Here is a 17,853-nt window from a genome sequence, read left to right as displayed (position 1 = left end):
GGGGCCACGCGTGGCATCCGTCCCGGATCGGCCCCTGCGACCGACCGCGCAGCACGCGACGCCGACCCGCTCGGCGCGGTATCAGACGCCGTCGCCGAGGATCTCGAGTGCCCGCGCCAGGTCGGCCGGGTAGGGCGACTCGAACTCGACCCACTCCCCCGTGCCGGGATGCGTGAAGGCGAGCCGGTGGGCGTGCAGCCACTGGCGGGTGAGCCCCAGGCGCGCGGAGAGCGTCGGGTCGGCACCGTAGAGCGGGTCGCCGGCGCACGGATGCCGGTGAGCGGCCATGTGCACGCGGATCTGGTGCGTGCGCCCGGTCTCGAGATGGATCTCGAGCAGCGACGCGCGGGGGAAGGCCTCGAGGGTCTCGTAATGGGTGACCGAGTCCTTGCCGTCGGGGGTGACGGCGAACTTCCACGAGTGGTGCGGGTGGCGACCGATGGGCGCGTCGATGGTCCCGGCGAGCGGATCGGGATGCCCCTGGACCACCGCGTGGTAGATCTTGTCCACTTCGCGCTCTTTGAACGCGCTCTTGAGCAGCGTGTAAGCGCGTTCGGTCTTCGCGACGACCATCAGACCGCTCGTCCCCGCGTCGAGACGGTGCACGATCCCGCGTCGCTCGGCCGGACCGCTCGTGGCGATGCGGAAGCCCGCCGCGGCGAGGGCGCCGAGCACGGTCGGCCCCTCCCATCCGAGGGACGGGTGCGCCGCGACCCCGGCGGGCTTGTCGACCACGACGATGTCGTCGTCGTCGTGCACGATGCCGAGATCGGGAACCGCGACCGGCACGATCTCGGGCTCGCGTTTGGGTTCCCACTCCACCGTGAGCCACGAACCGGCACGGAGGCGGTCGGATCGTCCGGCCGTCCGGCCGTCGACGCTCACGCCCCCGGCGTCGGCCACCTCGGCCGCGAAGGTGCGGGAGAATCCGAGCATCTTGGCCAGAGCCTGGTCGATGCGCGTTCCGTCGAGCCCGTCGGGGACGGGGAGGCTGCGGGAGTCCATGTCAGCGCGGGCCGGGATCGGACGACGCGTCGACGTCACCGGCGGCCTGCGCCTCGGCGGCGCGCGATGCGCGCGTCTCACGAGTGCCGTCGAGGCGGAGCCCGAAGAGCACGAGGATCGCGACGGAGATCATCATCGACACGATGAAGATGTCGGCGACGTTGTAGATCGCCGGCATCATCCACGGCGTCGAGATGAAGTCGACGACGTGCCCGACGGGGAAACCCGGCTCGCGGAGCAGGCGGTCGGTGAGGTTGCCGAGGACCCCGCCCAGCAGCAGGCCGAGCACCACGGCCCACAGGCGCGATCGCACACGGCGGAGGGCGAGGAAGACGATGATGGCCGCCACGACCGCGAGGGCGATCGTGAACACCCAGGTCACCCCTTCGCCGAGCGAGAACGCGGCGCCGGGGTTTCGGACGAGGTAGAACTGTAGGGCGTCACCGAGCACCGGCACGACGCGCTCCGCGGGGAGGTTGTCGATGGCGACGGTCTTCGCCAACTGGTCGGCGGCCAGCACCACCACCGCGAGGATCGCGATGACGATGCCGGCCGCCGCCGGTCGCAGAGGAGATCGACTGCGCAAAGAGTTTGTCGACTTACAGGCCGATCGCCGACACGGGCGTGGAGCCCGACGACGACGCGGTGGTGTCGAGGTCGCGGAGCTGACCCTCGATGTACGAACGCAGCTGCGAGCGGTAGTCGCGCTCGAAGTTGCGCAGCTCGGTGATGCGGCTCTCGAGCGTCACGCGCTCCTTCTCGAGACGGGCGCGCTCCTCGCGGCCCTTCTGCTCGGCCTCGGCGACGATGGATGCCGCCTGCGCCTGCGCCTCGCCGATGAGCTGGTCGCGCTGGGCCTTGCCCTCTGCGACGTGCTCGTCGTGCAGACGCTGCGCGAGCTCGATGATGCCGGCGCTCTGCGCGGCGGGCTCGGCGTCGGAGGACACCGGGGCGGCGGGGGCCGGCGCGGGGGTCTCGACCGGAGCGGGCTCCTCGGCCTTGGGCTCCTCGGCCACCGGAGCGGCGACCGTGGCCGGAGCGGCCTCACCGGACTCGAACGCGGCGAGCTTGGCCTTCAGCTCCTCGTTCTCGGCGATGGTCTTGCGCCACTCGACGACGATCTCGTCGAGGAAGTCGTCGACCTCGTCGGGGTCGAAGCCCTCCTTGAAGCGCACGTGCTGGAACTGCTTGGTGACGACGTCATCGGGGGTCAGTGCCATGGTGTTTCCTCTTTCGAGAGCTCTGATTCGGAACTGTTGGGGGTGTCGCACCGGGGCGTACCGCTTCGGAACAGCATAGCCGCCGCCCTCCGTCAGTGTCGAAGGGCACTGTCGAGAGGACGGCGGCGGGCGCTCACGCGGCCGCGAGGGACCGCGTCACGCTCAGCAGCATGAAGCAGACGAACATGACGATCGCGAATCCGAAATCGATCGCGATCCCCCCGATGCGCAGGGGTGGGATGATGCGGCGGACCAGCTTGATGGGCGGATCCGTCACGGTGTAGACGATTTCAGCCAACACGAGCGTGGCACCGCGCGGGCGCCACTCCCTATTGAACATGGGGATGTACTCGAGCACGAGGCGCGCGAGCAGCAGCACGATGTAGATGAACAGCAGCGCGCTGAGGATGGAGCCGACCAGGCTCAGGACGGCCACGATCGCTTACTGGGACGCGAACGGCGCAGCCTCGGGGTCGGCCTGCGCGATCGCACCGTCGCCGGACACGGCGATGTTCTCGGGCGAGAGCAGGAAGACCTTGCTCGTCACCCGCTCGATGCGGCCGTACAGCCCGAGCGAGAGTCCGCTCGCGAAGTCGATCAGGCGACGCGCGTCGGCGTCGCTCATCTGCGACAGGTTGATGATGACCGGGATGCCCTCGCGGAAGTTCTCCGCGATCGTCTGGGCGTCGCGGTACTGCTTGGGGTGCACCGTGAGGATCTCGCTGACCGGACCGGCCGACGGCTGGCGCACCACGGCGGGGCGGTGCAGCGGGGTCACCGGAGCGGCCTTCTCGAGGGGAGCAGCGGTGGGTGCCGTCTGCTTGCGCGCGATGGGCTGCGGCGCCGTCTCCTCGTAGGTCTCTTCCTCGTCGGCGAGGCCCAGGTACACCATCGTCTTCTTCAGCGGGTTCGACATCGCATCCTCCGTTCGATCGTCTGGTCCGAGGCTAGTCGCGCACGGGCCTCGGACCCGTGATTGCGGAGCCGATCCGCAGGTGTGTCGCGCCCATCGCGATCGCCTCGGGGAAATCGCCCGTCATGCCCGCGGAGATCCACACGGCGTCCGCGACGACGGCGCGGACCGCATCGGCCGAACGCCGGAGCCGCTCGAAGGCCCGCGCGGGCTCCTCGTCCAGGGGAGCGACCGCCATGACCCCGCGCAGACGAAGGCTCGGCAGAGCGGCGACGTGCGTCGCGAGAGCCTCCACCCCGTCGGGGGCGACGCCTCCGCGGCCGGTGTCGTCGGTGAGATTCACCTGCAGCAAGACATCGAGCGGCGAGTCGCCGCCCGCCGCATCGAGCGCGTCGGCGATGCGCTCTCGATCGACCGAGTGCACGGCATCGGCCGCCGCCCGCACGGCGCGGGCCTTGTTCGTCTGCGCCTGACCGATGAAATGCCAGGTCAGATCCCGGATGCCATCGAGCTCTGCGCGCTTGGCGGTGAGCTCCTGCTGCCGGTTCTCGCCCACGTCGCGCACCCCCAAGGCGTGCAGATCGATCACGAGGGACGCCGGGTGGAATTTCGTCACCACGATGCGGGTGATGCCGGCGGGATCGCGGCCCGCGGAGCGGGCGGCATCCTGAATGCGCGCGTCGACGGCGGCGAGCCGATCGGCGAGAGCGGTGTCCATGCTGCTCCTTCGACGACGAGAGCGGGCCCGGTGGAGACCGGACCCGCTTTCGTCGGAGAGTTCGTGCGTACTCGGGTGGTGCTTACTTCAGGAAGTCGGGCACGTCGAGGTCGTCGTCGGCGTAGCCGTTGTCGTACGAGGTCTCGGGCACGCGCGCGGTGACGGGCGCGGGCTCGGGGCGACGCTCGGGAGCGCGCTCCGTGGCGGCCTTCTGCTCCTCCGCGGCGTCGAGGTCGCGAGCCACGTCGTCGGCGGGGATCACCGGCACCACCGGCGCCGAGGCCGGACGCTGCGCGCCGACGGCGTCGATGCGCAGGGAGGGCTCTCCCCCGTCGAAGCCGGCTGCGATGACCGTGACGCGCACCTCGTCGCCGAGGGTGTCGTCGATGACCGTACCGAAGATGATGTTGGCCTCGGGGTGCGCGGCCTCCTTCACCAGCTGCGCGGCGTCGTTGATCTCGAAGATTCCGAGGTTCGATCCGCCCTGGATCGACAGGAGCACGCCGTGGGCGCCCTCGATCGAGGCTTCGAGCAGCGGCGACTCCACGGCGAGCTCGGCCGCCTTGATCGCGCGGTCGGCTCCCCGCGAGGAACCGATGCCCATGAGCGCGGAGCCGGCGCCCTGCATCACCGACTTGACGTCGGCGAAGTCGAGGTTGATCAGACCCGGGGTGGTGATGAGGTCGGTGATGCCCTGGACACCGGCGAGCAGCACCTGGTCGGCCGTGGCGAAGGCCTCGATCATCGAGATGCCGCGGTCGCTGATCTCGAGCAGGCGGTCGTTGGGGACGACGATGAGGGTGTCGACCTCTTCCTTCAGGCGCCCGACGCCCGCCTCGGCCTGGCTCTGGCGACGGCGACCCTCGAAGGAGAAGGGCTTGGTGACGACACCGATCGTCAGCGCGCCGATCGACTTGGCGATCTTGGCCACGACCGGGGCGCCACCGGTGCCCGTACCGCCGCCCTCACCCGCTGTCACGAAGACCATGTCGGCCCCGCGAAGGGCCTCCTCGATCTCTTCGGCGTGATCCTCGGCGGCACGACGGCCCACCTCGGGATCCGCACCGGCGCCCAGGCCGCGCGTGAGCTCGCGGCCCACGTCGAGCTTGACGTCGGCGTCGCTCATGAGCAGCGCCTGCGCGTCGGTGTTGATCGCGATGAACTCCACGCCGCGCAGGCCGAGCTCGATCATGCGGTTGACGGCATTGACGCCGCCCCCGCCCACACCGACGACCTTGATCACGGCGAGGTAGTTCTGGTTGTGGCTCATGCCGGCCTCCATTTGTCCCCGAACCCGAAACTCTAAACCTCATGTTGAGGGTTAAAGAATTGCCCGGTATGCAATTCCTTAGTCCGAAGGTAGGTCGCCGAACCGACACGGCTCGCTCGACACGCGGAGTGTCGGACGATCGCCTTCGAGATCAGCGGACGACGCCCGCCTCGGGCGAGGTGACGTCGTACTCCTTGGCGCGATCGGGCGGGCTCTGCGTCATCAGACGGTCGAGCACGATCGCCTTCTCGGCCGACCGGTCGGCGCTGCCCCACACCACGCGCGACCCCGTCGCGCCGAGGGTGAGCGTGACGTCGTCCGGAGTGGATGCCGTCACGCCGGTGACCTGCGCGCGCACCGCGTCGGGCAGGGCGCGCATGACGCGACCGGCCGCGTGGAAGGCCGCCGACGCGGTGCCGCCGTCGATCTCGAGCAGGGGCTGCCCCGCCGGGGCGTCGGGGGTGGTCGACAGCGCGACGCCGGCGGCATCCACCACGGTGAAACCGGCCGGTGTCTGCAGGGCGCCGATGGGCGTGCGCTCGACCACGTTCACGACCAGGTCGTGCGGCGGTCGGGCCTCGAGCGTGTACGACTCCACGAGGGGGAAGCGCACCAGCGCGGCCTTCACCGCGCTGTCGTCGACCATCGCCAGCGGCGTTCCGACCTGGGCGCTCAGAGCGTCGGCGACCGCGGCCGGGTCGAGCTGCGAGGTGCCGACGACGTCGATGCGCTCCACCGCGAACAGCGGGCTGTAGGCCGCTCCGGCGGTGCCGAGCACCATGACGAGGAAGGCCGCGCCCACGCCGATCCACACGCGCCGGCGACGACGCTGGCGCACGGTGAAGCGCTTGACCTCGGCCGACAGGGCTCGGCGTCGAGCACGCGAGGCCCGCCACACGTCGCGCAGACTCGCACCCTCGGCATCCGCCGCCGATCGTTCGGGGGCGAGCGGCTCCCGGGCCGTCGAGGCGTCGGCGGCGCGGACGAGCGGGAGGACCGGGGCGGTCTCGGACGCGGGATGCCGCGCCTCGGGTGCGCGCCGGTCGTCGCCGGTGGTGGAGTCCCGCCGCTCGTCGCGGACGCCCTCGCGCGACTCCGTCGCGGACGAGCGCTCGCTCCGGGCTCTCGCCGCGGCGCGCTCGGACTCCGGGGGCGGAGGCAGGGGCGAGGGCCGACGCACGTTCAGACCGCCGGCGCCTCGGCGCGGGACAGGGCCTGAAGCACCTGCGGGATGATCTGGTAGACGTTGCCGCAACCGAGGGTGATGACGTAGTCGCCGGGGCGGGCGATCTCGGCGGTGTAGTCGGCGGCGGCCTGCCAGTCGGGCACGTAGTGCACGTGCGAAGGGTCGGCGAAGGCACCGCTGACGAGCTCCCCCGTCACCCCGGGCACGGGATCCTCGCGCGCGCCGTACACGTCGAGCATGACGGTGTGGTCGGCGTGCGACTCGAGCACCTCGGCGAACTCGCGGAACATCTCCTGCGTGCGCGAGTAGGTGTGCGGCTGCTGGATCGCGATCAGGCGCCCCTCCCCCACGACCGTGCGCGCGGCCGACAGGGCGGCCGCCACCTCGGTCGGGTGGTGCGCGTAATCGTCGTAGACGCTCACGCCGTGCTCGACGCCGTGCAGCTCGAAGCGTCGCACCGTGCCGCCGAAGCCCTCCACGGCGCGCGCCGCGTCGGCGAGCGCATGACCGAGAACGCGCAGCACCGCGACGGCGCCCGCGGCGTTGACGGCGTTGTGGGCGCCCGGAACGCGCAGACGCACCTCGACGCTCTCCTCGCCCGCGGTCAGCGTGAAGGCGACGGGGCCCTCGGTCCGGATGCCGCTGAGCCGCACGTCGGCGCTCTCGTCCTCGCCGAAGGTCACGACGTTCGCGTGCGTGATGCGCTCGCGGACCGCGCGGGCTCCGGGATCGTCGGCCGAGATGACCACGGCCTCGCTCGCGGCATCCGCGAAACGGGCGAACGCGGCGTCGAACGCGTCGCGCGAGCCGTAGTGGTCGAGGTGGTCGGGGTCGACGTTGGTGATGAGGGCGACGGAGGTGTCGTACAACTCGAAGGTCCCGTCGGACTCATCGGCCTCGATGACGACGAGGTCGTCGGAGCCGGTGCCGCTCGAGGCGCCGAGATCGGCGATGACGCCGCCGTTGACGAACGTCGGGTCGAGTTCGAGCGCGCGCAGGGCGGTGACGATCATGCCGGTGGACGTGGTCTTGCCGTGGGCTCCGGCGACCGAGACGAGGCGGCGCCCGCCGATCAGCCAGTGCAGCGCCTGAGAGCGGTGGATCACGTGCAGTCCCCGCTGCTTGGCGGTGACGAACTCGGGGTTCTCGGGCCAGATCGCCCCGGTGTGCACGACCGTGTCGGCATCGCCCAGGTGGGCGGCGTCGTGACCCACATGGACGGTCGCGCCGCGGGCGGCGAGGTCGCGCAGGGCGGCGCTGTCGGCCCGGTCGGAGCCGGAGACTCGGATCCCGCGGTCGAGGAACATACGGGCGAGGCCGGACATGCCCGATCCCCCCACGCCGATGAAGTGCGCGGAGGTGATGGTCTCGGGGATGGGGAGGCTCAGGTCGGGTCTGATCATGGCGTGAGTGAGTTTACGTCGCCGATCCTGCGCAACGCCTCCGCCGCGCTGGCGGGCGCGGGGCTTCGCGATCGGCACCCGCCGGCGAGGACGTGCCCGGCACGAACGGCATCCCCCTCGGCCCCGCCGCGTCGCGACGGGGGCTCAGCGGGCCAGGGCCTCGTCGATCATCGCGATGACGTTCTCGGTACCCGTGCGGATGCCGGTGCGCGCGGCCGCGTCGCGCATCGCGGTGCGACGCCCGTCGTCGGTGAGCAACGGGACGACCTCGGCGCGCACCCGGTCGGGGGTGAACTCCGCGTCGGGGATGAGCAGCGCCGCGCCGGCACGGACGGAGGCGGCGGCGTTCAGGCTCTGCTCGCCGTTGCCGACGGCATAGGGCACGTACACGGCGGGGATGCCGAGCGCGTTGATCTCGCTGACGGTGGCGGCGCCCGAGCGCGACACGACGAAATCGGCGAGGGCGAAGGCGAGGTCCATCCGGTCGACGTACCGGACCACGGCGTAGCCCTCGGCACCCGGGTCGGGCATGTCGGAGTTTTGTCCGGTCACGTGGAGCAGCTGCCATCCGGCGTCGAGCACGTCGCGCCACGCGCCCTCGAACGCGGTGTTGAGCCGCAGAGCGCCGAGGGAGCCGCCGAAGACGAGCAGCGTCGGACGGTCGGCGGCGAGACCGAAGTGCGCGGCCGCCTCGGCCCGGAGGGCGGAGGCGTCGAGCTCGACGACCTCGCGGCGCAACGGCATCCCGACCTCCCGCGCCCCGCGCAGCGGCGTCCCGGCGAAGGCGACGCCCACTCCGGCCGCCGCGCGGGCGCCCAGCACGTTGGCGAGGCCCGGCTTGGCGTTGGCCTCGTGCACGATGAACGGCACCCGCTCGCGGCGCGCGGCGATGTACGCCGGCGCCGCCGCGTAGCCGCCGAAGCCGACCACCGCGTCGACGCCGCGCCCGCGGATCAGACGCCGCACGTCGGCGACCGCGCGCAGGAAGCGAGCGGGGAAGACCGCCGCGGCGCGGTCGGGACGCCGCGGGAACGGGACCTTCGCGATGGTGAGCAGCTCGTATCCGCGGAGCGGGACCAAGCGCGACTCGAGGCCCTCGCGGGTACCGAGCACGAGGACGTCGGCGTCCGCGTCGCGCGCGCGCAGGCCGTCGGCGACCGCGAGCAGGGGGTTCACGTGCCCGGCGGTGCCGCCGCCGGCGAGGAGGTAAGTCGTCACTCCACGACCCTAACCAGGTCGCGAGCGCGGTTCGGCCGCCTCGACACGGGCATCGCGCCCGGCGGCGGGTCGAGGTGCGCCCTCAGCCGCCGCGCGCGGACCGCGACGGCAGGCGCTCAGCCCCGACGACCCGGGCGTCGCGCCGGAGCGGCGCGTCGGGCCGGGCGCGCGTCCGCGACCTCGCGCTGATCGGGAAGGGTGCGCGCGCACGACAGCAGCACACCGCACGCGATGAGCACCGACAGCAGCGACGTTCCGCCCTGCGACATGAACGGCAGCGGCACACCGAGCACCGGGAAGATGCGCAGCACGACGCCGATGTTCACCAGGGCCTGACCGACGATCCACAGGGTGATCGCGCCGGCGACGATGCGCACGAAGCTGTCGTCTGTCCGCCGGATGATGCGGAACGCACCGACGGCGAAGACAGCGAACAGCACGAGCACCACGATGCAGCCGACCAGGCCCAGCTCCTCGCCGATGATGGCGAAGATGTAGTCGTTTGCGGCCGCCGGGAGCCAGTCGTACTTCTCCTTCGAGTTGCCCAGGCCGAGCCCCAGCAGGCCCCCGCTGGCGAGCCCCCAGATGCCGTGCAGGGACTGATAGCACGAGGTGTAGTAGCACGAGGCGTCGTCGGGATTGAACAGGCTCGCGATGCGGGCCATGCGATTCTCGCTGCCGACGGCCGACAGCAGCACCACCGCGAGAGCCAGCACCGCGGGCACGATGAACATGCGCAGCTTGATCCCGGCGAAGAACAGCGCCCCGAGCACCACGAGCACGAGGATCATGACGGTACCGAGGTCTTTGCCGCCCAGCACCGTGCCGATCACCAGCACCGAGACCGGAACGACGGGGATGAAGACGTGCTTCCACGAGGTCAGCAGTCGACGCTTGCGGTAGAGCACCGCGCCCATCCACAGCGCGAGCGTGAGCTTGAGGAACTCGGCGGGCTGGAACTGGAAGCCGGCGATCTGCACCCAGTTGCGGTTGCCGTACGAGGCGATGCCCAGCCCCGGGACGTAGACGAGCATCTGGAACATGGTCGCGAGGATGAGCGCGGGCCACGCGATCTTCTTCCAGAAGCTCATGCGCGCGCGGCTCAGCACGAACATCAACGGGATGCCGACGACCGCGAACACGCCCTGCTTGATGACGTGGTCGAAGGGGCTCTGTCCGCCGTCGAGGGCGGAGGTCGCCGACAGCACCATCACGAGCCCGAAGCCGGTCAGCAGCAGCGCCGCGGAGGCGATGAGCAGGAACTCTCCCGCGACGGGTCGGAACGCCCGGCCCAGTGAGACGCGCGCGATGAGACCGCCGCGCTCCGGCTGCTCGTCGGGGGTCTGCCGAGGAGGGGGTGCCGTCGTGGTCACGCGTGGTCCCCTCAGTCGGTCGGTCGAGCTGCTCCGTCGTCCTGGCCGGCGATCCACGCCCGCACCGCATCGGCGAAGCGATCGCCGCGGTCGGAGTAAGAAGCGAACTGATCGAAGGATGCCGCCGCGGGAGCCAGGAGAACCGTGTCTCCGTCCCGGGCCACACCCGCCGCCAGTTCGACGACCTGCGCCATGACGTCTTCAGTCTCGGCGTGGTCGACCTCGAACAGCGGCACCGCGGGGGCGTGTCGCGCGAACGCCGCGACGATGTCGGTGCGCTCGGTGCCGATGACGATGACGGCGCGCACTCCCGCGCCGCGCGCCCGGACGAGATCGGACAGGTCGACGCCCTTCAGCAGGCCGCCGACCACCCACACCGCGCCGGGGTAAGCCGCGAGCGACGAGGCCGCCGCGTGCGGGTTGGTCGCCTTGGAGTCGTCGACCCACGTCACGCCGGCGTGCGCGCCGACGACCTGGATGCGGTGCGGATCGAGGCGGAAGCGTTCGAGCGTGTCGAAGATGTGCGCCGGGGTGGCTCCGAGGGATCGGGCGAGAGCGGATGCCGCGAGGATGTTGGCGACCATGTGCGGCGCCGCGAGTCCGCGAGCCGCCAGGTCGGCGACCGTCGTGAGCTCGAGGGCCGAGGTCGCACGTTCTTCGAGGAAGGCCCGGTCGACGAGGATGCCGTCGACGACGCCGAGGTCGCTCGGCCCCGGCACGCCGAGGTCGAAGCCGATGGCACGGGCACCCTCGACCACTTCGGCGTCCTCGACCATCTCGCGCGTGGCGACGTCGGCCTTGTTGTAGACGCACGCCACGCGGGTGCGGGCGTAGACGCCCGCCTTGGCGTCACGGTAGGCGTCGGCACCGCCGTGCCACTCGAGATGGTCGTCGGCGAGGTTCAGGCACACCGCCGCGTGCGGTGACAGGGCATCGGGCCCGGTCTGCAGGTTGAGGTACCAGAGCTGGTGGCTCGAGAGCTCGACCACGAGCGCATCGAAGCCCCCGGGGTCGCGCACGGCGTCGAGCACCGGCGTACCGATGTTGCCCACGGGCGCCGCGCGCAGGCCCGCAGTCACGAGCATCTCGGCGGTCAGCCGGGTGGTGGTGGTCTTTCCGTTCGTGCCGGTGATCAGCACCCAGTCCGCCGGTCGGCCGTCGGCCCGCACGACCTTGTCGCGCACGCGCCAGGCCAGCTCCACGTCGCCCCACAGGGCGATGCCCTGCTCGCGCGTCCACCGGATCACGGGGTGGTGAGGGGGGAACCCCGGGGAGGCGATGACCACCTCCGGGGCAAACGCGCTCACCTCGGCGGGAATGGTGTCCAGCGGTCCTTCGTACAGGCCGACGCCCAGCACCGGCAGGAGCCGGCCGTACTCGGCATCCGCCCGCTCGGTGGCCACGAGCACCTCGGCGCCGAGCTCCGAGAGCGTGTCGGCCACCGAGAAGCCCGTCACCGACAGGCCGAGAACGACGACGCGCAGACCCTTCCAGTCGGCGTGCCAGCTGGTGAGGGAAGAGAGGTCGGTCATACGCGTGCGAGCCATTCGACGTAGAAGAATCCGATGCCCGAGACGGCGAGCAGCCCGGCGATGATCCACATGCGCACGACGATGGTGACCTCGGGCCACCCCCGCATCTCGAGGTGATGATGCAAGGGACTCATGAGGAAGAGTCTCTTGCCCTTGGTGATCTTGAAGTAGGCCCGCTGGAGGATCACCGAGCCCGAAGCGATGACGTAGACGCCGGCGATGAGCACGAGCAGCAGCTCGGTGCGGGTGAAGATCGCCAGCGCCGCGATGACACCGCCGATCGCCATCGAGCCGCAGTCGCCCATGAAGACCTTGGCCTTGGGGGCGTTCCACCAGAGGAACCCGACGAGCGCCCCCACGAACGAGGCCGACACGATGGCGAGGTCGAACGGATCGCGCACGGCGTAGCATCCGGCCTGCACGGTCGGGTCGAGCACGTCGGCGCACATCTGCTTGTTCTGCCAGAACGCCATGAGGCTGTAGGCGCCGACGACGAAGATGCCCGAGCCCGCCGCGAGTCCGTCGAGTCCGTCGGCGACGTTGACCGAGTTGGATGTTGCGGTGCCGATGAGCGAGATCCAGGCGAGGTACAGCAGCCACCCGAGGATCGGACCCAGCGCGAAGAGCGAGAGCACCTGGATGTCGCGGAAGACGGAGATGTACTCCGACGCGGCCGTCTGACCGAAGGAATTGGGGAAGTTCAGTGCGACGACGGCGAACGGCACCACGACCAGCACCTGGCCGAGGATCTTGCGCCAACCCGACAAGCCGAGGCTGTTCTGGTGGCGCACCTTCATGTAGTCGTCGATGAAGCCGACGACGCCGAAACCGAGCATGAGCCACAGCACGAGCAGCCCCGAGACCGTGGGCGGGTTGTTGCCGGCGTACGAGCCGATGAAGTAGCCCACGATCGTGCCGGAGATGAAGATCGTGCCGCCCATCGTGGGCGTGCCGCGTTTGGCTCCGTGCGAGGGGTTGTGCACGTTCTCGGGGGTGCGGATGACCTGCCCCCAGCCCCATTTGCGGAACCACCGGAGGAACACCGGCGTCAGGAAGAGGGTGAAGGCGAGCGAGATAGCCGCCGACGTCAGAAGTGATCTCACGCGAACAGCTCCCCGAGTCGATCGCCGAGGTGACGTAGCCCCGCCGAGTTGGACGACTTCACCAGCACGCGGTCGCCGTCGCGCAGCTCGGTCGAGAGGTAGTCGTACGCGGCGTCGGCGTCGGCGAAGAAGACGGCCTCGCCGTCCCACGAGCCCTGCGCGATCGCCTCGAGGTACATGCGGCGCGCCTCGGGCCCGATGACGACGATGCGCTGGATGCGCAGCCGCACGGCGAGCAGGCCGACCCGGTCGTGCTCCTCGTCGGCGTACTCCCCCAGCTCGCTCATCGCGCCGAGGACGGCGACGGTGCGTTCGTCGGGCCCGGTGATCTGCGCGAGGGTGCGCAGGGCGGCGGCCATCGAGTCGGGGCTGGCGTTGTAGGCGTCGTTGATGATGCGCACCCGGTCGGAGCCCATCGGCTGCATGCGCCAGCGCTCCGCGATCTCGAGCGTCTCGACGCGCGCGATCGCGTCGGCGGCGGAGACGCCCAGGGCGGTCGCCGCGGCGATCGCGGCGAGGGCGTTCATGACGTGGTGCTCGCCCAGCACCCGCAGGGTGAGGGTGTGGGCCTGCCCGTCGACCATGAGGTCGGCTCGGGTCCCGGATGCCGTGACCTCGACGTCGAGGGCGCGCACCACGGCCCGCTCGCCGCGACCGAACCAGCGCACGTCCTGCCCGCGCTCGCGCGCGATCGGCTCCATCGCCGCCACGCGCGGGTCGTCGGCGTTGAGCACCGCGAGCCCGCCCTCGCGGGTGGCCTTCACGAGCTCGCTCTTCGCGTGGAACGTCGACTCGATGCCGCCGAAGCCGCCGGCGTGCGCCATACCCACCATGAGCACGACGCCGACGTCGGGGGTCACCAGACCCGCGAGCCGGGCGATCGCGCCCGGGGCGCTCGCGCCGAACTCGCTGACGAGGAAGCGGGTGTCCTCCTCCACGCGCAGCATCGTCAGGGGCGCGCCGACCTCGTTGTTGAACGAGGCGCGCGGGGCGACCGTCGGCCCCTCGTCTTCGAGGATGCGCGCGAGCATGTTCTTGGTCGTCGTCTTGCCGTTCGACCCGGTGATGCCGACGACCTGCAGAGCGCCGCCCGCCCGGACGCGGGCCACGTTGTCCCGCGCGAGGGCTGCGAGGGCCTCGACGACGTCGCCGACGACGATCTGGCTCACCTCGTCGTCGAGCTCGCGCTCCACGAGGGCCAGAGCGGCTCCCCGCTCGATCGCCGTGCCGACGAAGAGGTGCCCGTCCGTGGTCTCACCGGGCTTCGCCACGAAGACGCCGCCGGGCTCGATGAGGCGCGAGTCGGTGTCGACCAGGCCCGAGACCGTCGTGTCGCGGGTGTCGTCGCGACGGAGCACGAGGCGCCCGCCGAGCACGTCGGCGAGGTGGGAGAGGCTGGTGGAGATCATTGCTGTGCGGACGCCCTTTCCGTGTCGCATTCGTTACCGAGACGAGACCGGCGTCGGCGGTGTCTCAGCCGAACTTGGGCAGTTCGGGGGTCGTGGTTCCCGACGGGATGACACGGTAGGTCTTGAGAACCTGCGTCATCGCCTTCTGGAACGCGGGGGCGGTGGCCGCCGACGATTTTACCGTCCGCGGTTCGTCGAGGTTGACCGCGACGACGTACTGCGGGTCGTCGGCGGGGGCGAAACCGATCATCGTGGTGAAGTACGCGTCGGGCTTGTAGGCACCGGTGTTCTCGTCGACCTTCTCGCCGGTTCCGGTCTTGATCGCGAGGCGGTAGCCCGGGATGGCGATCTTGCTGGCCAGTTCGCCCTGGGTGGCGACGTTCTCGAGCATGAGGCCGACCTCTTTCGCCGTCGCGGCGGAGATGACCTGCGTCCCCTCGGTCGAGGGCGCGTCGGTGACGGTGCCGTCGGCCGCCGTGCAGCCCTCCACCAGCGACAGCGGGATCTTCACGCCGCCGTTCGCGATGGTCTGGTAGGCGCCGACGAGCTGCGGGACGGTGACCGACAGGCCCTGCCCGAACGCGGTGTTGTAGAAGGTCTGCGTGTCCCAGTCGCCGACGGGGTGCAGGATGCCGGCCGACTCGCCGGGGAAGTCGATCGAGCTGAGCGAGCCCATGCCGAACTTCTGCAGGTAGTCGAAGCGCGTCTGCTTCGGGATCATCTCGGCGAACTTCGAGATGCCGACGTTCGAGGAGTCGATCAGCACGCCCGTGGGCGTGTAGGTGTTCGGGCCGTGCGAGAATGCGTCGGACACGCGGGCGTCACCGCCGAGAACCTCGCGCGACGAGGCCGTGACGGTCGTCTCGGGGGTGTACGACCCGCTGTCGAGGCCGATCGCCGTGGTGAGCGCCTTGAAGGTCGAGCCCGGTTCGAACGGGCTCGAGAACGCACGGCTCCCCCGGTCGTCCACGGGGGTGGCCGTGGGATCGTTGGGGTCGACCGAGGGATACTCGGCGAGGGCCCGGATCTTGCCGGTCTTCGCCTCGACGACGGTGATCGTCCCGCGCAGCGATCCGGTGTTCTGCACCTGCTCGGCGATCAGCTGGCCGAGGTACCACTGCAGGTCGCGGTCGATGGTGAGCTTCAGCGTCCCGCCGTCCACGGCAGGCTGGGTGACCACCTCGGTGCCGGGCAGCACGACGCCGTCACGGCTCTGCTGGAAGACGACCTTGCCGTTGGTGGAGGCGAGGCAGTCGTTGTCGGCGTTCTCGAGACCGGCGAGGGGCTGACCGTCGCTGCCGACGAACCCGAGCAGGTTGCCGCCGACCGCGCCGTCGGGGTAGACCCGGCCCGACTGGGGCGGGAAGCTCAGGAACGGCAGCTTCAGCTCGGCCAGAGCGCGGTACTGCTCGGTCGAGACGTTCTTGGCGATCATCGCGTAGCGGGAGTCGGGGTTGTCGGCCACGGCATCCGTGACGACCTTCTCGACCTCGGCGGCATCCTGTCCGGTGACGGCTGCGATCTGGGCCGCGAGTTCGGGCCAGGCGGTGGTGGTCCCCGAATCGTCGTCGCCCCCGGCGTCGACGGTGGTGATGCCTTTGGCCGCCAGCATCGGGTCGACCTGCACGTCGTAGCGGTTGACGGCGGAGGCGAGCACCACGCCGTTCTCGTCGACGATCGAGCCGCGCGAGGCGTATTCGATGCGGGAGTTCTCCAGGCCCATCGCGAGGGAGTCGCTCACGTGCGTCCGGGCGTTGACCACCTGGATGTCGACGAGGCGCACGACGAAGGCGACGAGCACGATCAGCACGATCGAGAGGGCGACGACGGTCCGACGCCGCGGGGAGCGGGAGATGGTGGTCGTCATGGGTCTCATCGTGTCGCGGGAGTCGGCAGACCGTCGCTGATCGACGGGGGTGTCGTCGATTCGGTCGTCGTGGTCGCCGCGTCCGGCGCCGAATCGGCGGGCGCGGTCGTGGCCGCGGTACCGGTCTCGGTCGTTGCCGCCGAAGGGTCGGTCACCAGCGGCACTCCCGCGATGAGGGCGTTGCGCACGGACCCGCGGCCCATGGCATCCACCGATGAGATCGTGTCGGCCGGCTTGCCGGAGCCGATCACCGCGCCGTCGCTCAGACGCAGGTAGGTGGGCGATTCGTCGATGACCATGCCGAGCGCGGCCGCGTTGGCCGCGAGGTACTGGGGCGAGCTGAGTCCGGCGCTCTCGTCGTTCAGGATCTGCTTCTGATAGGTCAGGTCGCGCTGCTGCTGCGTGAGGGCGGCGATCTCGAAGGAGCTCTGCGTGGTGAGGATGCCGAGCCCCATCTGCACGAGGACGATCACCAGCGCGCCCGCGACGGCGATGACGCCGAACAGTCGGCGCGGTGCCCGTCGACGCGCGGCCGACGGGACGACGGCCAGTCGCCGCTCGCGGACGGGCGACGGCAGATCCGGGGAGACGGCCCGGGGGTCGATGGCCGTGGATGCGCTCATGCGTCCTCCTGGATCCTCTCGGCCGCGCGCAGGCGCACGGGGGTGGCACGGGGGTTGGCGGCTCGTTCCTCGTCGCCGGCGAGTTCGGCTCCCCGTACGAGGAGGCGGAACTTCGGGGCGTGCTCGGGGAGCTCGACGGGGAGACCGCGGGGAGCGGTCGAGGTCGAGGCGTCGGCGAAGACGCGCTTCACGAGGCGGTCTTCGAGCGACTGGTAAGACAGCACCACGATGCGTCCGCCCACCCCGAGCACGCTCAACGCGGCCGGGATCGTGCGTTCGAGAACGGACAGCTCGGCGTTGACCTCGATGCGCAGGGCTTGGAAGACGCGCTTGGCGGGATGCCGCTCGCGCAGCACCGCCGCCGGCGTCGCCGCCTGCAGCACGTCGACGAGCTGGCCGGAGCGCTCGAGCGGTGCGACGGCGCGCGCGGCGATGATGGCCCGCGCGTAGCGCCCGGCGAGCTTCTCCTCGCCGTAGCGCTCGAAGATGCGGCGGAGGTCGCCTTCGCCGTACGTGGCGAGCACCTCCGCGGCGGTGATGCCGGTGGTCTGGTCCATCCGCATGTCGAGCGGGGCGTCCTGCGCGTAGGCGAAGCCGCGAGAGGCCTCGTCGAGCTGCAGCGACGACACGCCGAGGTCGAACAGGATGCCGTCGACCTTGTCGACGCCGGCGGCGGCCACCGCCTCGGCGATCCCGTCGTAGACGGTGTGCACCAGGGTCACGCGGTCGCCGAAGCGGGCGAGCCGCTCCCCGGCGATGCGCAGGGCGTCGGTGTCGCGGTCGAGGCCGATCAGGCGGGCGTTCGGGAAGCGCTCGAGGAACGCCTCGGAGTGCCCGCCCATGCCGAGCGTGCCGTCGACGAAGACGGAGCCGGGCTTCTGCAGGGCGGGCCCGAGCAGCTCGGCGCAGCGCTCGAGGAGGACGGGGGTGTGGATGTCGCGGATGTCCATGATGATCGGGGCCGATCCTTCGGCTCTGATCCCCACCCGCATCGACCTGGCACCGGGGAAGTG

17 protein-coding genes are annotated in these 17,853 nt (G+C 70.8%); all 17 read right to left on the bottom strand.

Going from position 1 to position 17,853, the window contains the following annotated elements; genetic code table 11:
- Nucleotides 1-81: 81 nt before the first annotated feature.
- Entirely contained in the window at nucleotides 82-1,005 is a 924-nt protein-coding gene (locus tag Q0818_RS13015) for an RluA family pseudouridine synthase (protein ID WP_298875525.1), read from the bottom strand.
- 1 nt (nucleotide 1,006) lies between these two features.
- A complete protein-coding gene (gene lspA / locus Q0818_RS13010; RefSeq protein ID WP_298875522.1) occupies nucleotides 1,007-1,591 on the bottom strand; it encodes a signal peptidase II in 585 nt (194 codons plus the stop codon).
- Between the two features lie 13 nt (nucleotides 1,592-1,604).
- A complete protein-coding gene (locus tag Q0818_RS13005; RefSeq protein WP_298875520.1) occupies nucleotides 1,605-2,225 on the bottom strand; it encodes a DivIVA domain-containing protein in 621 nt (206 codons plus the stop codon).
- A 133-nt stretch (nucleotides 2,226-2,358) separates the two neighbouring features.
- Nucleotides 2,359-2,661 (bottom strand): YggT family protein, encoded by a 303-nt coding sequence (locus Q0818_RS13000; protein ID WP_298875518.1) that lies wholly within the window; start codon nucleotides 2,659-2,661, stop codon nucleotides 2,359-2,361.
- Between the two features lie 6 nt (nucleotides 2,662-2,667).
- Nucleotides 2,668-3,141 carry a cell division protein SepF gene (gene sepF, locus Q0818_RS12995; RefSeq protein WP_298875515.1) on the bottom strand — a complete coding sequence of 158 codons (474 nt, stop codon included), beginning with the start codon at nucleotides 3,139-3,141 and terminating at the stop codon, nucleotides 2,668-2,670.
- Between the two features lie 31 nt (nucleotides 3,142-3,172).
- On the bottom strand, nucleotides 3,173-3,856 hold the full coding sequence (locus tag Q0818_RS12990) for a YggS family pyridoxal phosphate-dependent enzyme (RefSeq protein ID WP_298875512.1): 684 nt from the start codon (nucleotides 3,854-3,856) through the stop codon (nucleotides 3,173-3,175).
- A gap of 82 nt (nucleotides 3,857-3,938) precedes the next feature.
- Complete coding sequence (gene ftsZ / locus Q0818_RS12985) at nucleotides 3,939-5,126, bottom strand: cell division protein FtsZ (protein ID WP_076674902.1); 1,188 nt, start codon at nucleotides 5,124-5,126, stop codon at nucleotides 3,939-3,941.
- A 151-nt stretch (nucleotides 5,127-5,277) separates the two neighbouring features.
- The gene (locus tag Q0818_RS12980) at nucleotides 5,278-6,306 is read right to left on the bottom strand and encodes an FtsQ-type POTRA domain-containing protein (protein ID WP_298875504.1); all 1,029 of its coding nucleotides are present in this window, start codon (nucleotides 6,304-6,306) and stop codon (nucleotides 5,278-5,280) included.
- A 2-nt stretch (nucleotides 6,307-6,308) separates the two neighbouring features.
- The gene (murC, locus tag Q0818_RS12975; RefSeq protein WP_298875501.1) at nucleotides 6,309-7,715 is read right to left on the bottom strand and encodes a UDP-N-acetylmuramate--L-alanine ligase; all 1,407 of its coding nucleotides are present in this window, start codon (nucleotides 7,713-7,715) and stop codon (nucleotides 6,309-6,311) included.
- A 144-nt stretch (nucleotides 7,716-7,859) separates the two neighbouring features.
- Entirely contained in the window at nucleotides 7,860-8,933 is a 1,074-nt protein-coding gene (locus tag Q0818_RS12970) for a UDP-N-acetylglucosamine--N-acetylmuramyl-(pentapeptide) pyrophosphoryl-undecaprenol N-acetylglucosamine transferase (protein WP_298875498.1), read from the bottom strand.
- Between the two features lie 116 nt (nucleotides 8,934-9,049).
- Nucleotides 9,050-10,306: a putative lipid II flippase FtsW gene (gene ftsW / locus Q0818_RS12965; protein ID WP_298875496.1), complete on the bottom strand. Its 1,257-nt coding sequence runs from the start codon at nucleotides 10,304-10,306 to the stop codon at nucleotides 9,050-9,052.
- 11 nt (nucleotides 10,307-10,317) lie between these two features.
- Nucleotides 10,318-11,838 carry a UDP-N-acetylmuramoyl-L-alanine--D-glutamate ligase gene (murD, locus tag Q0818_RS12960; RefSeq protein WP_298875493.1) on the bottom strand — a complete coding sequence of 507 codons (1,521 nt, stop codon included), beginning with the start codon at nucleotides 11,836-11,838 and terminating at the stop codon, nucleotides 10,318-10,320.
- Nucleotides 11,835-12,941, bottom strand: a complete 1,107-nt coding sequence (gene mraY / locus Q0818_RS12955) for a phospho-N-acetylmuramoyl-pentapeptide-transferase (protein ID WP_298875491.1) — start codon at nucleotides 12,939-12,941, stop codon at nucleotides 11,835-11,837. The genes murD and mraY overlap by 4 nt, the downstream gene beginning before the upstream one ends.
- Nucleotides 12,938-14,350 (bottom strand): UDP-N-acetylmuramoyl-tripeptide--D-alanyl-D-alanine ligase, encoded by a 1,413-nt coding sequence (gene murF, locus Q0818_RS12950; protein WP_298875488.1) that lies wholly within the window; start codon nucleotides 14,348-14,350, stop codon nucleotides 12,938-12,940. The genes mraY and murF overlap by 4 nt, the downstream gene beginning before the upstream one ends.
- A gap of 64 nt (nucleotides 14,351-14,414) precedes the next feature.
- On the bottom strand, nucleotides 14,415-16,217 hold the full coding sequence (locus Q0818_RS12945; RefSeq protein WP_298875485.1) for a penicillin-binding protein 2: 1,803 nt from the start codon (nucleotides 16,215-16,217) through the stop codon (nucleotides 14,415-14,417).
- A gap of 5 nt (nucleotides 16,218-16,222) precedes the next feature.
- Nucleotides 16,223-16,840 carry a hypothetical protein gene (locus Q0818_RS12940; RefSeq protein WP_298875482.1) on the bottom strand — a complete coding sequence of 206 codons (618 nt, stop codon included), beginning with the start codon at nucleotides 16,838-16,840 and terminating at the stop codon, nucleotides 16,223-16,225.
- The gene (gene rsmH, locus Q0818_RS12935; protein WP_298875479.1) at nucleotides 16,837-17,790 is read right to left on the bottom strand and encodes a 16S rRNA (cytosine(1402)-N(4))-methyltransferase RsmH; all 954 of its coding nucleotides are present in this window, start codon (nucleotides 17,788-17,790) and stop codon (nucleotides 16,837-16,839) included. The genes Q0818_RS12940 and rsmH overlap by 4 nt, the downstream gene beginning before the upstream one ends.
- Nucleotides 17,791-17,853 lie beyond the last annotated feature (63 nt).

This window comes from uncultured Microbacterium sp., from assembly GCF_947489255.1.
GTDB classification, from domain to species: Bacteria; Actinomycetota; Actinomycetes; order Actinomycetales; family Microbacteriaceae; genus Microbacterium; species Microbacterium phycohabitans.
The sequence above is the reverse complement of the archived record's forward strand: the minus strand, read 5'-3'. Positions and strand labels throughout refer to the sequence as shown.

Coding starts and splice junctions, on each gene's coding strand:
- Q0818_RS13015 (WP_298875525.1), bottom strand. CDS start 1,005: ATGGACTCCCGCAGCCTCCCCGTCCCCGACGGGCTCGACGGAACGCGC.
- Q0818_RS13005 (WP_298875520.1), bottom strand. CDS start 2,225: ATGGCACTGACCCCCGATGACGTCGTCACCAAGCAGTTCCAGCACGTG.
- sepF (WP_298875515.1), bottom strand. CDS start 3,141: ATGTCGAACCCGCTGAAGAAGACGATGGTGTACCTGGGCCTCGCCGAC.
- Q0818_RS12990 (WP_298875512.1), bottom strand. CDS start 3,856: ATGGACACCGCTCTCGCCGATCGGCTCGCCGCCGTCGACGCGCGCATT.
- ftsZ (WP_076674902.1), bottom strand. CDS start 5,126: ATGAGCCACAACCAGAACTACCTCGCCGTGATCAAGGTCGTCGGTGTG.
- murC (WP_298875501.1), bottom strand. CDS start 7,715: ATGATCAGACCCGACCTGAGCCTCCCCATCCCCGAGACCATCACCTCC.
- murD (WP_298875493.1), bottom strand. CDS start 11,838: ATGACCGACCTCTCTTCCCTCACCAGCTGGCACGCCGACTGGAAGGGT.
- murF (WP_298875488.1), bottom strand. CDS start 14,350: ATGATCTCCACCAGCCTCTCCCACCTCGCCGACGTGCTCGGCGGGCGC.
- Q0818_RS12945 (WP_298875485.1), bottom strand. CDS start 16,217: ATGACGACCACCATCTCCCGCTCCCCGCGGCGTCGGACCGTCGTCGCC.
- Q0818_RS12940 (WP_298875482.1), bottom strand. CDS start 16,840: ATGAGCGCATCCACGGCCATCGACCCCCGGGCCGTCTCCCCGGATCTG.
- rsmH (WP_298875479.1), bottom strand. CDS start 17,790: ATGGACATCCGCGACATCCACACCCCCGTCCTCCTCGAGCGCTGCGCC.